General features: G+C 68.0%; 9 protein-coding genes and 1 tRNA gene. 4 read left to right on the top strand and 6 right to left on the bottom strand.

Translation table 11 applies throughout. The features are described from left to right. Window positions 1-11 precede the first annotated feature (11 nt). The gene (locus GAA2_RS19860; RefSeq protein ID WP_024498109.1) at window positions 12-785 is read left to right on the top strand and encodes a DUF427 domain-containing protein; all 774 of its coding nucleotides are present in this window, start codon (window positions 12-14) and stop codon (window positions 783-785) included. 1 nt (window position 786) lies between these two features. Here GAA2_RS19860 and GAA2_RS19855 read toward each other — a convergent pair whose 3' ends face one another. Beyond that, on the bottom strand, window positions 787-1,386 hold the full coding sequence (locus GAA2_RS19855; protein ID WP_024498110.1) for a hypothetical protein: 600 nt from the start codon (window positions 1,384-1,386) through the stop codon (window positions 787-789). Between the two features lie 43 nt (window positions 1,387-1,429). Continuing rightward, window positions 1,430-2,668: a cytochrome P450 gene (locus tag GAA2_RS19850; RefSeq protein WP_191835031.1), complete on the bottom strand. Its 1,239-nt coding sequence runs from the start codon at window positions 2,666-2,668 to the stop codon at window positions 1,430-1,432. A gap of 116 nt (window positions 2,669-2,784) precedes the next feature. Between GAA2_RS19850 and GAA2_RS19845 the strand changes: the two genes are divergently transcribed. Further along, on the top strand, window positions 2,785-3,171 hold the full coding sequence (locus GAA2_RS19845; protein WP_024498112.1) for a DUF2784 domain-containing protein: 387 nt from the start codon (window positions 2,785-2,787) through the stop codon (window positions 3,169-3,171). Between the two features lie 15 nt (window positions 3,172-3,186). Here the strand turns inward: GAA2_RS19845 and GAA2_RS19840 are convergent, their stop codons facing one another. After that, window positions 3,187-4,467 (bottom strand): lipase family alpha/beta hydrolase, encoded by a 1,281-nt coding sequence (locus tag GAA2_RS19840; protein WP_024498113.1) that lies wholly within the window; start codon window positions 4,465-4,467, stop codon window positions 3,187-3,189. On the opposite strand from GAA2_RS19840, the gene GAA2_RS19835 reads away from it, so the two are divergent. Continuing rightward, complete coding sequence (locus GAA2_RS19835) at window positions 4,466-6,055, top strand: wax ester/triacylglycerol synthase family O-acyltransferase (protein WP_248664828.1); 1,590 nt, start codon at window positions 4,466-4,468, stop codon at window positions 6,053-6,055. The two genes, GAA2_RS19840 and GAA2_RS19835, sit on opposite strands and share 2 nt — an antisense overlap. Window positions 6,056-6,301: 246 nt before the next feature. Beyond that, on the top strand, window positions 6,302-8,854 hold the full coding sequence (gene clpB, locus GAA2_RS19830; protein WP_024498116.1) for an ATP-dependent chaperone ClpB: 2,553 nt from the start codon (window positions 6,302-6,304) through the stop codon (window positions 8,852-8,854). Between the two features lie 267 nt (window positions 8,855-9,121). Here clpB and selB read toward each other — a convergent pair whose 3' ends face one another. The 3 genes from selB to GAA2_RS19815 form a co-directional block, all read right to left on the bottom strand. Continuing rightward, window positions 9,122-10,939, bottom strand: a complete 1,818-nt coding sequence (gene selB / locus GAA2_RS19825) for a selenocysteine-specific translation elongation factor (protein WP_248664827.1) — start codon at window positions 10,937-10,939, stop codon at window positions 9,122-9,124. After that, entirely contained in the window at window positions 10,936-12,264 is a 1,329-nt protein-coding gene (selA, locus tag GAA2_RS19820) for an L-seryl-tRNA(Sec) selenium transferase (protein ID WP_006438137.1), read from the bottom strand. Before selA ends, selB begins: the two co-directional genes overlap by 4 nt. A gap of 84 nt (window positions 12,265-12,348) precedes the next feature. After that, window positions 12,349-12,443, bottom strand: a tRNA-Sec gene (locus tag GAA2_RS19815). Between the last annotated feature and the right edge of the window lie 27 nt (window positions 12,444-12,470).

The following is a 12,470-nucleotide window of genomic DNA, read 5'->3' as shown; positions in this document are numbered from 1 at the left end:
ACCATCGGTCCATGGCCACGTCCCTGGATGAAGTCACGAAGTCTCAGGTGGGTTTGCTGCGGTGGACCGACATGCACCGACGGGTCCGCGCGTTTGTCGACGGTCAGGTGGTCGTCGACTCGGCCGAACCGATCCAGGTCTGGGAGCCGTATCGGGTGGTCGGGTGCTACGCGGTGGGAACCGCGGACATCGCCGTCCCACTCGAGCATCACGTACCGACGATGCCGGGCGCTGATCACCCCCCGATCCTGACGCCGGCGCATCCGTTTTCGATGCACACCGCGCCCGGCGCGGCCTACGACATCGGGGCCGACACGCGGACGCTGGTCGGAGCTGGGTTTCGGCTCGACGACCCTGATCTCGCCGACTATGTACTCCTTGACTGGGACGCGTTCGACGAATGGCGCGAGGAAGAACAGATCGCGATGGGTCATGCGCACGACCCGTACAAACGAATCGACTGCCTCGCCACCAGCAGGCACATCGTCGTGCGCATCGGGGACACCGTGCTGGCGGAGAGTCACAACCCGACGCTCCTGCTGGAAACACACCTCCCGGCGCGGCACTACATCCCGCGCGAGGACGTCCGGATGGATGTCCTGCAACGCTCCGACACCGTCACCGTGTGTGCGTACAAAGGTCAGGCGACGTACTGGTCGGCGGTGGTCGGCGACGAGGTCGTTCCCGACGTCGCCTGGACCTACACCGATCCGCTGCCCGACGCCGAACCGGTGCGGGATCTGATCTGCTTCTACGACGAGCGGGTCGACGTGCAGATCGACTGACTCACGCGGTGAAGGTCGGCGGATCGGCCGGCCGTTTCATCTGCGCGAACGTCGTGCCGGCGATGGCGACGAGCGAGGTGTACAGGGTCTCGGCCTCATCGCCGGTCGGGATGTCGGCGAGCACCGGTCCGAAGAAGTAGGTGCCGTCGATGCCGAGGATGGGGCTGCCGCCGTCCTCGCCGAGCGATTCTTGGCTGCGTTCGTGGGACGCGCGCACCGCGTCGTCGAAGGTGGCGTCGTCCATGGCGTCGGCCAGCTCGGCCGGGAGTCCTGCCTCGGCCAGCGCCTCGGCGACGACCGTCGTGGTCACCTCGTCGCCCGCGAAGTGGATACGTCTGCCGAGCGCGGAGTAGAGCGGCTCGATGACGTCGGCGCCGGCCTTGTCGGTGGCGGCCGCGACGACGCGTCCCAGCCGGAGTGCCGTGTCGAGCCGGCGGCGCTGTTCGTCGGAATCCGGCTCCTCGTCCTCGTTCAGGATCGCGAGACTCATGAGGTGCCAGTCGACATCCGCATCGTGGGCGTTTGCGCGGTCGAGGAGCCAACGCGACGCGGCCCAGGCGAAGGGGCATACCGGATCGAAGTAGAAGTCGAAGTGGGTCATGGGGGCGGCGTACCCAATTCGGCCGGGTTCGATACGTGAGGTGTCAGCGGATCGAGTACCGGATCGGCAGGTGCTTGAGCCCGCCGACGAACACCGTCGCGGCCAGTTCGGGTTCGCCGGCCAGCTCGATCGAATCCAGTCGCGGGATCAGTGCGCTGAACAGACTTCGCATCTCCATCCGCGCCAGCGCTGCGCCCAGGCAGAAGTGCACGCCGTAACCGAACGCGAGGTGCTTGTTCGGGAAGCGTCCGACGTCGAAGGTGAACGGGTCGTCGAAGATCTCTTCGTCCCGGTTTCCGGAAGTGTAAGCGAGATAGACGGATTCGCCCTTGGCGATCGGTACGCCACGCACCGAGGTGTCCGCGGCGGCCGTGCGCATGAATTCCTTGACCGGCGTGGTCCAGCGGATCATCTCCTCCACCGCGGTGTCGATGAGTTCGGGGTCGTGGCGGAGGCGGTCGAGTTCGTGGGGGTTCTCGATGAGTGCGCGCAGGCCTCCGGAGATCGCGTCCTTGGTGGTGTCGTGGCCGGCGCTGGCGACGATCACGTAGTAGGAGGCGGTGTCGACGTCGGAGAGGGGCTCGCCGTCGATCCGGCCGTTGGCGATTGCCGATGCCAGGTCGCCGGTGGGATTCGCGCGCCGGGAGGCGGTCAGTTTGCTGAAGTAGTCGAAGAAGTCCAACAGCGTCGCCATCCGCTCCTCGAGCGTGGTGCCGCGCTGGTACTCCTCGTCGTCGGCGCCGAACATCTCCTGGGTCAGCTGGTGCATCCGGGGGAAGTCCTCTTCGGGTAACCCCAGTAACGACAGGATGACGTACAGCGGGAAGTGGATGGCGATGTCCTCGACGAAGTCGCATTCCGGACCGATCTCGGCCATCTTGTCGACGTAGCGTTTCGCCAGTGCGTCCACCTGGACTTGTAGCTCGCGCAACGCCTTCGGCCGGAACCAGTCCTGGCCGATCGCCCGCACCTTCTTGTGGTGGGGGTCGTCCATGTGGATCAGGGTGCGCAACCCCGCTCCGGACTCGAGCTGCGACTTGGCGAAGTCGTCGGCCACTGCGGTCACCAGCACCGGGCGGGGCTCGCTGAGCCAGAGGTTGTTGTCGCGCTCGATGTCCATGATGTCGGCGTGTCTGGTGATCGCGTAGAACGGCCGGTAGGGGGCTTTGTCGACGTAGGCGACCGGGTTGTGCGCCCGGAGGTGGGCCATCGCCGCGTGGAGTCGCGGCTCGTCGGCGTAGGCCGTCGGATCGGCGAATACGTTGGCGGCCTCGTCGGTCATGCTCGTGCTCACCGATCGCGTCCTTCCGTCGAACGGGTGCTTCTCGCTTCGAGTGTCCGATATCGCCGTGTTCCAGATCGGCAGATTGGTGAACCCGACCGATTTACGCTGGACACATGCCCTATCGGGTTCTGGCCGACGGCATAGCGGTCCTGCATCTGCTGTTCCTGCTGTATCTGACGTTCGGCGGGTTCATCGCCTGGCGGTGGCCACGCACCGTCGTGCTCCACCTCGCGGCCGTGGGGTGGGGACTCGCCTCGGTGGGCTTGGGGCTGTGGTGCCCGCTCACCGATGCCGAGAACTGGGCGCGGCATCGTGCCGGCGAAGCGGGGCTGCCCTCGACCGGGTTCATAGACCACTACCTGACCGGGGTGATCTACCCCGATTCTGCCCTCGGCCTGGTGCGCGGGTTGGTCGCTGCCGTGGTCGTTGCGTCGTGGGTGGGGCTGTGGTGGCGGGTCCGGACCCGTCCGCGCCGCCGCAGAGTCGCTGGTTCGCGGTAGAGGAGCCACCTGCAGCTAGCGCGTGTTCGGGCGAGGTGGCGATTCCGGGGGACTCGAGCCCGGCGGTAGCGCACGGCGAGGTCTCAGCAGGGGGAGCATCCACTCGTAGACGGTGTCGTCGTTGAGCAAGGTGAAGTGGTGGGCGCCGCCGATGTGGAACCCGTCGTCGACCTCGAATCCGAGGTGCCGCTTCCGATCTCGGCCACCGCCGCTGTTCGTCATCACCAATCCGTCGCCGACGATACAGCCGAATGGGTGATCGGGTCGTCGGGTCACGGTCGCCGTGACGTAGAGATGCCGCGCGCCCTTCATGAGCGGTGGGTAATCGACCGCGGGCTGTAGAAAGGCCTCCGGGTCGGTGTCGCGCCACTGCTCTTCGGTGACCGTCCCGTGGAACAGGTCGCGGACTCCGGCACTGCGCCGAGCGAGCAGCGCGCCGAATGGACGGCTGGTCGGCCACAGGCGCAGGGCCGCCGTCGCCCAGTGAACCCCTCGTGCCAGGGGCGCGCCGAGGTGCGGCGTACCGAGGCACACCGTCTGTCGAACCAGGTGGGGCCAATACGTATCGACGGCGGCGGCCTGATGGCACGCACTCCGGATCACCAGTCCGCCCATCGAGTGGCCGATGAGGGTCAGGTCGGTGACCGGCACCGGCCACGACAACAGCAGGTCGGCGAGCAACTGTGCGAGATCGCGGCCGTTGTCACTGATGTGTCGTCCCGAGTTGTACCGGATCATGACCTCGGTGCTGCCGAGGTCATCGGCCAGGCGTGCGCCGTAGGTGGGTCTGCCGCCGAGCTCCCACGCGAACTCGGTCTCCATGAGGCCGTGCAGGAACACCGTCAGGTGCCCGGTGGCCCGGGGGAAGGCGCCCGCCAGGTCCTCCGGGGTGATCGGAACGATCGCGCCGTCGACACGGACGGCGGTCTCCGGAGCCAGGGGTGACTGCTCGGCGGTCAGCTGATCCCCGATCAAACCGTCGAGGATGCCGATCGCCACGGCGCCGCGCTTGGTCTCGGACGGCACCCCACCGTGGCGGTCGGCGAGCGACTCGGCCAGGTCGCCGACCACATCGACGGACGAGACGATAGCGGAATAGGTGGACGTGCTGATGGCGTCGTGCATCATCTGGGCGGGACGGACCCGGGGACCCCAAGCGGCGCGCAGGCCGCCGAAGACGGTGTCGGCAATGGATGCGTGCACGGTTGCGATTCCTGTGACAGCTCTGCCCAGCTCGGTTCGGCCCAGGGCCGCGAGTGCGGGCATCTCGCGATCGCGAGGGTGATCTGCCGACATGAGTTCAGTGTACGTTTGTAAACTGATTCCGGGTGCAACGCGTACAGACGGAAGACGCAGTGGACGAAACCGGTTCGTTTCTCGGGGATCGTGCCTATCATCAGCGGGACGATCGACGGTCACGGCCCGGCGTGGCGCCGTTTCCTCGGTGTCGCCTGGCCACGGCGGGAGCACCGGTATGCAGTTGATGGACCCGATGGAGGCGGCCTTGATGAGCGCCGAGACGCTCGTCAACCCGATCCACGTCGCTGCGCTGATGATCTTCTCTCCGCCCGATGATGCGGGGCCGGGCTTTGTCGACGATCTCTATACGCAGGGACTCATCGCCACCGACGCGGTTGATCCGCGGCTGGCACGCCGCCCGCACATCGGCGTCGACACGCTGGGGCTGTGGACGTGGGAACAGGTCGAGGTCAATGTTGTCGATCATGTTCGGCGCCTACACCTCCCGCCTGGAGGCGACGATGCCGAACTGTGGCGTCTGATCGGCGATCTGCACGCGCAGGGGTTGTCACGATCCCGGCCGCTGTGGCAGGCGTACTTGATCGGTGGCCTGTCCGGCGGGCGGTTCGCGTTCTACATCAAGATCCATCACGCGCTGGTCGACGGGGTGGCCGGCATGCAGATGATCGCCGACTCCTTGAGTGGGGACCCGGACAGGCGCGACCTGAAACCCTTCTACGCCGCCAGCGTCCATTCTCCGCGGGTCGCGTCGCCGGCGAAACCGTCATCCGGGCCGCACCCGCTCACGGCCGTCCGGTCGGCCGCGGGTCTCGCGAAGTCGTCGCTGGGGTTTGCCCGAAGCGTCGTCGGTGGGCAGCGCGATCTGCTGGTCGGGGCGCTGCAAGGTAGGGTCGGCCTGCCGTTGAGTGCACCGTTCGTCCGGTTCAACGGCCGAGTGGGCCCGGACCGGGCGGTCGTCGGCGCCACCTTCGAGCTCAGTCGGGTACGGGCGATCCGCGTGGCAGCCGACGTCACCGTCAACGATGTGCTGACCGCGGTCATCTCCGGGGTGTTACGCGATTTGCTCGCCGAGCGGGGCGAACTCCCGAGGCGCTCGCTCGTCGGTCTGTGCCCGATCTCGGTGCGGGTGCTCGACGATCCGGGACAAACCGCGCGCAGCAACGCCTTCGGATTGGAAACATGCTCCCTGGCAACCGATGTCGACGATCCGGTGGAGCGGCTCGCGACGATCCACCGGGCCATGGACTTTGCGAAGAAACAGGTCGCAGCCCACGGCGGGGCTGCATCGCTGGCCTTGGTGGTGCCGAATGTCGCGCAGAGCGTCGTGACCGCGTTGCTGCCTTTCGGTCCCAAGCGGCGCACCGGATACAACCTGCCGATATCCACCCTCCGAGGTCCCGCTGAAGAGATGTACTACAACGGCGCCCGCCTGGACTCGCTGTTCCCGATCTCGACGGTGTTCGCCGGTCTGGGTCTCAACATCACCGTCTACTCGCACGGGGACAAGGTGTCGTTCGGCTGTGTCGCCGGCCGCGAGATGCTGCCAGACGTAGAACCGCTCATCCCGCTGGCGGAGCGTGTGCTGGCCGAACTCGAGACCGCTTACGGGCTCGCGTCGGGCTAGGTGCGGAATCGCGCGATGGTCCATTCCGTGATGGTGGCGCGGGCTTCGCCGCTTCTCGCGATCTTCGCAGGATCCCTGGCCGAAGACCCGGAAGCCGCCTACCAGGCTGCGCAGAGAGCGGGTCCCGATATGACGCAGTTCACATCTATATCGAAGCTGAGCGGAATGTACTCAACTTTGTTGGCGTTGCATCCTCCGTATGGCTCATACTTGAGCCTGTTGGACTAAAGAGAAAGGTGCACGCGAGTGGACAGCTTCACCCCCACCACGAAGACACAGCAGGCATTGAGCGCTGCTGTGCAGGCGGCGGCCAGTGCTGGCAACCCCGATGTGCGACCGGCCCACATCCTGGTGGCGTTGCTCGATCAGTCCGACGGCATCGCGTCGCCACTGCTCAAGGCAGTGGGCGTGGACCCGTCGAGCGTTCGTGCGCAGGCCCAGGGACTGGTCGATCGCATGCCGACGGTGGCCCAGGCCAGTGCGACGCCCCAGCTTTCCCGCGAATCGATCGCGGCCATCAGTGCAGCTCAGCAGCTGGCCGGTGAACTCGACGACGAGTACGTCTCGACCGAGCACGTCGTCGTCGGTCTGGCGACCGGTGACTCCGACGTCGCCAAGTTGCTGCACAACGCCGGCGCGACCCCGCAGGAGTTGCGGGACGCGTTCGTCGCCGTACGCGGCAGCGCCCGGGTCACCTCCGAGGACCCGGAGTCGACCTACCAGGCACTCGAGAAGTACTCGACCGACCTGACCGCGGCGGCCCGCGAAGGCAAGCTCGACCCGGTCATCGGGCGCGACACCGAGATCCGGCGTGTCGTGCAGGTGCTCAGCCGGCGGACCAAGAACAACCCGGTCCTCATCGGTGAGCCCGGCGTCGGCAAGACGGCGATCGTCGAGGGCCTGGCCCAGCGCATCGTCGCCGGCGACGTGCCGGAATCGCTGCGCGGCAAGACCGTCATCTCCCTCGACATGGGTTCGATGGTCGCCGGTGCCAAGTACCGCGGCGAATTCGAGGAGCGGCTCAAGGCCGTGCTCGACGAGATCAAGGGATCGGCCGGACAGGTCATCACCTTCATCGACGAGCTGCACACCATCGTCGGGGCCGGTGCGACCGGCGATTCCGCGATGGACGCCGGCAACATGATCAAGCCGATGCTCGCCCGTGGTGAGCTGCGGCTGGTCGGTGCCACGACCCTCGAGGAGTACCGCAAGTACATCGAGAAGGACGCCGCACTCGAGCGTCGCTTCCAGCAGGTGTACGTCGGCGAACCGTCGGTCGAGGACGCCATCGGTATCCTCCGCGGCCTCAAGGACCGGTATGAGGTGCACCACGGCGTGCGCATCACCGACTCCGCATTGGTCGCTGCGGCAACACTTTCCGACCGCTACATCACCTCGCGATTCCTCCCCGACAAGGCCATCGACCTCGTCGACGAGGCGGCGTCGCGGTTACGGATGGAGATCGACTCGCGCCCCGTCGAGATCGACGAGGTCGAGCGCATCGTCCGCCGGCTGGAGGTCGAAGAGGTTGCGCTGCAGAAGGAAACCGACGCGGCGTCGAAGGAGCGGCTCGAGAAGCTACGCGCCGAACTGGCCGACCAGAAGGAGAAGCTCAACGAGCTCTCCGCGCGGTGGCAGTCGGAGAAGACCGCGATCGACGCGGTACGCGACCTCAAGGAGGAGCTGGATCGTCTTCGCGGCGAGGCCGATCGCGCCGAGCGCGACGGTGACCTCGGGCGCGCGGCCGAGCTGCGGTACGGCCGAATCCCGGGCCTGGAGAAGGAACTCGAGGCCGCACTGGAGAAGACCGGCACCGATCCCGGCCAGGACGTGATGCTGCAGGAGGAGGTCGGACCCGACGACGTGGCGCAGGTCGTGTCGTCGTGGACCGGAATCCCGGCCGGACGCATGCTCGAAGGTGAGACCGCCAAGCTGCTGCGCATGGAAGACGAACTGGGGCAACGCGTCATCGGTCAGAAGGCCGCTGTCGAAGCCGTCTCCGACGCGGTGCGTCGTGCACGCGCCGGTGTCGCCGACCCGAACCGGCCGCTCGGCTCGTTCATGTTCCTCGGCCCCACCGGTGTCGGCAAGACCGAGCTGGCCAAGGCGCTCGCGGAGTTCCTGTTCGACGACGAGCGGGCGATGGTCCGCATCGACATGAGCGAGTACGGCGAGAAGCACAGCGTCGCAAGGCTCGTCGGTGCTCCCCCCGGCTATGTCGGGTACGAGGCCGGAGGTCAGCTGACCGAGGCCGTGCGTCGTCGCCCGTACACGGTGGTCCTGTTCGACGAGATCGAGAAGGCCCACCCGGACGTGTTCGACGTGCTGCTGCAGGTGCTCGACGAAGGCCGACTCACCGACGGCCAGGGACGGACGGTGGACTTCCGCAACACCATCCTGATCCTGACCTCGAACCTCGGCGCGGGTGGCGACAAGGATCAGGTCATGGCGGCGGTGCGCTCGGCGTTCAAGCCCGAGTTCATCAACCGGCTCGACGACGTGGTGATCTTCGATGCTCTCAGCCCCGAGGAGCTGGTGGCGATCGTCGACATCCAACTCGGACAGCTCAAGAAGCGGCTGGCCCAGCGTCGCCTCGACCTCGAGGTGTCGCCGAAGGCCAAGGAATGGCTCGGCGCACGTGGATTCGATCCGCTGTACGGTGCTCGTCCGCTGCGCCGGCTGGTGCAGCAGGCCATCGGTGACCAGCTCGCCAGGCAGTTGCTGAAGGGAGACATCCGCGACGGCGACATCGTTCCGGTGAACGTCAGTGCCGACGGGGAGTCGTTGGTGCTCGGCTGAGTTCAGATCTAGAGAGGGACCCACCCTTCGGGGTGGGTCCCTTTGTCGTGGTTCCAGTCGACGACTCCGATTACCTGGGCTTCGACGCGGCGCCTCGCTGCGCTCGGTGCCGGCTCAGCCGGCGGTGGGGCGCACGACCGCTCGGTGCCGGCTCAGCCGGCGGTGTGGGCGCACGACCGCTCGGTGCCGGCTCAGCCGGCGGTGGGGGGCACGACCGCTCGGTGCCGGCTCAGCCGGCGGTGTGGCGCACGACCGCTCGGTGCCGGCTCAGCCGGCGGTGGGGCGCACGACCTCTCGGTGCCCGGCGTCGAGGCGGCGGGTCCAACCCCGGGCGTCGAGGTGTTCGAGCAGTGGGATCATCACGCGTCTCGTCGTGGAGAGCGCCTGGCGGGCCTCGCTGGTCGTGAACGGCTGGTCGAGTGCGGCGAGGGTCCGCATGGCCAGCGCCGGCGCGGTCGGCAACAGCACCACGCCGTCGCGCAAGCGGAGGATGCGGCCGGTGCGCTCGGCAGCCGCGAGCTCCCTGGTCCCCAGGCCGAGCGCGGAGAGATCGTCCGCCTCGGGAGCGCGGAACGGCTGCTCGGCCAGACGGCGCTCGAGAGCGTTCATCGCTTCGTCGGCGTCACCGAGATCCGGGACATGGCCCGGGATCGAGAGATGGCCGTCGGACGACGTGAGTCCGGCGTCGGCGATCACCGTCGGCAACAGTGCTCCGTCAGGGAGATTCAGCAACGAAGGAACCCCTGACGTCGACAGGCCGGCGGACATGGGCTCACGCTCATGAACTCCGACGACCGCGTCGTGCAGGCGCCGGGCCCATGCCGCGCAGGTGGATTCGTCGACCCACCACTCGTCGATGACACGAACCCCCGGCGGTGGCGTCTCACCGTCGTGGACGAGGCCGAGCCGATGCAGATCCGGAACGCGCACGGCGCCACGTCGGGCAACCTCTTCCGCGGCGCCGCCGTCTTCACTCATCCCGGCCAGGACGGCGGTCCGGCGAGCTGAGTCGCCGCGGCGACGGAGCCCGGGCGGATCGGGGTGCAGGACGATCCCGCCACCGACGATGCGCTGACCGGGATTTCGCAACACGAGACGATCATCCCGGGACAGTGGCACGGCACGTGCGAATGTCAGGCGTGCGTGGTCGGAGTCGAAGCGGCGCAGGCGGGCTGTCAGTGCAGCGGTTCCGATGTGGACGACGAGGTGCTCGGGAGCATCGTCGAACGGGACGCCACCGACGCGGCGGATGTCTGCCTCGACCGACGAATGCCAGGCTCCCGGAGTGACGAGAGCGTCTCCACGCGCGAGGGTCTCGACGCCGACACCACGGAGATTGACGGCGACTCGGCTGACCGGCGCCGCGGTCGTGAGAGATGTTCCCTCGCTCTGCAATCCGCGGACATCGACCGACCGGTGCCCGTCGGGGCCCACCAGCTCCATGGTGTCACCGACCCCGATCGTGCCCGAAGGCAGCGTGCCGGTGACCACCGTGCCCGCCCCGGTGCGGGTGAAAACGCGGTCGATCCAGAGGCGGACGCGCCCCGACGTCGAAGGAGATGGCGTCTGCGCGAGGACCGTGTCGAGGGTGCGGCGCAGTTCATCGAGGCCACGCCCGGTGGGAGCGGAGGTCACGACCGCCGGCGCCTCGGCCAGTCCGGTCCGGGCCAACTCGGCACGGGCGGTGGCGATCACGTCATCGATGTGATTCTCCTCCGCGCGATCCGCACGCGAGATCACCAACAGCCCGTAGTCGACACCGAGCGCGGCGAGCGCGTCCCGGTGATCGTCGGACTGGGCACTCCAGCCCTCGTCGGCGGCGACGACGAACAGTACGACCGGCGCGGGACCGAGTCCGGCCAGCATGTTGGGGATGAACCGCTCGTGACCGGGGACATCGACGAAGGCGACATCTGCGCCCGATGGCAGTGTCGTCCAGGCGAATCCGAGGTCGATCGTCAGACCGCGGCGTCGTTCCTCCTCCCAGCGGTCCGGCTCGATACCGGTGAGTGCACGCACCAGCGTCGACTTGCCGTGGTCGACGTGCCCCGCGGTGGCCACCACGTACTTCGCGCGAGACCTCACTGATCGGCGAGCGCCTGCTTGATCGCGGCGAGGACCCTCGCGTCGTCGGCCTCGGGGATGCAACGCAGGTCGACGAGGCAGGCGGAGTCGTGTACGCGCGGCAGGACGGCGGGGTCGCCGAGCCGCAGCCGCTGCGCGGCGCCCACCGGAAGACGCACCGCCCACCCGCGTAGGGGTACACCTGGCGCGCCCCCGCCGCCGACCCGTCCGTCGTGTTCGACGACAGGGAAACCGGTTGCGGCGCCCAGACTCTCAGCACGCGCGCGGAGGCGGTCGGCGTCGGCATGGAGATACTCGTGGACCGGCGGCCGCGGACCGCCGACCGTCGCCTCCATCGCCGCAAGTGCCAGCTTGTCGGCGCGCACAGCGCGAGCCAGCGGATGTCTGGCCAACCGCTGCACGAGTGCGGCGTCGCCGAGCAGGAGACCGGCCTGCGGTCCGCCGAGGAGCTTGTCGCCGCTGGCGATGACCAGGTCGGCGCCGGCGGTGAGCGCGGTGGTGGCATCCGGCTCGTCGGGGAGGAGGGGATCGGGCTGCAGGAGTCCGCTACCGATGTCGGCGATCACCGGCACGCCGTGAGTCCGGCCCAGGTCGCGCAGTTCGGTCAGCGAGGTCTCGCTGGTGAAACCCTCGACGCGGAAGTTGCTCGGATGCACCTTGAGGATGGCGCCGACGTCGTCCCCGGCAACCGCCTCGGCATAGTCGCGGACATGGGTGCGGTTGGTGGTGCCGACCTCGTGCAGGCGCGCGCCGGTGGATGCGATGAGCTCCGTGAGCCGGAATCCCGCGCCGATCTCGATCATCTCGCCACGGCTGATCACGACCGCCCGACCGGCGGCGAGTGCGGTGGTAGCGAGGACCAGGGCCGCCGCCCCGTTGTTCACCATCAGGGCATCGCCCGCCGCGGGACAGGCCTGCAGCAGCGCGGCTCGGGTGGTCGCACCGCGTTTGGATCGCTGACCGGTCTGCAGGTCGAGTTCCACGTCGACGTAGCCCGATGCGGCGACGACCGCTTCGAGTGCCGCCGCCGACAACGGGGCACGGCCGAGGTTGGTGTGAACCACCACGCCGGTGGCGTTGAGGACCGGCCGAGCCGACGAGACAGGTCGGGCGGTCAATTCTCCGACGACTCGTGGTTCGACGTCTTCCGGTGGGATCTCGCCACGACGAGCCGACTCCTGGGCATCGCGGATGATCGCCCGAACAGCCATGTCACCCAGTCGATCTCGCGCATCCGCCACCGCCGGTAGGGCCAGCAGGCCATCCGTGCGCGGAATGTGTCGGCGCGGGTCGGCGGGGACGGCGGCTTCGGGGGGCTTCGACACGGCTCCTCGCTTTCGCTCGTCACCGGCTCAGCCGGCGGTGGGTGGCTCTCGCTACGCTCGGTGCCGGCTCAGCCGGCGTTTTCCTGGCGGAGGCGGACGGGAATCGAACCCGCCAGGCCGAGATACTCGACCTCCTCGGTTTTGAAGACCGGGGAGCCCACCAGGACCCGTACGCCTCCGTGTGTCCTACAACCTATCGTGTCGCC

This window comes from Gordonia ajococcus, from assembly GCF_012974285.1.
GTDB classification, from domain to species: Bacteria; Actinomycetota; Actinomycetes; order Mycobacteriales; family Mycobacteriaceae; genus Gordonia; species Gordonia amicalis.
This window is presented reverse-complemented; position numbering and strand designations above follow the sequence as displayed.

Bases quoted from the DNA above. Each gene is read 5' to 3' on its own strand.
- GAA2_RS19850 (WP_191835031.1), bottom strand. From the start codon at position 2,668: ATGACCGACGAGGCCGCCAACGTATTCGCCGATCCGACGGCCTACGCC.
- GAA2_RS19860 (WP_024498109.1), top strand. From the start codon at position 12: ATGGCCACGTCCCTGGATGAAGTCACGAAGTCTCAGGTGGGTTTGCTG.
- GAA2_RS19855 (WP_024498110.1), bottom strand. From the start codon at position 1,386: ATGACCCACTTCGACTTCTACTTCGATCCGGTATGCCCCTTCGCCTGG.
- GAA2_RS19845 (WP_024498112.1), top strand. From the start codon at position 2,785: ATGCCCTATCGGGTTCTGGCCGACGGCATAGCGGTCCTGCATCTGCTG.
- GAA2_RS19840 (WP_024498113.1), bottom strand. From the start codon at position 4,467: ATGTCGGCAGATCACCCTCGCGATCGCGAGATGCCCGCACTCGCGGCC.
- GAA2_RS19835 (WP_248664828.1), top strand. From the start codon at position 4,466: ATGAGTTCAGTGTACGTTTGTAAACTGATTCCGGGTGCAACGCGTACA.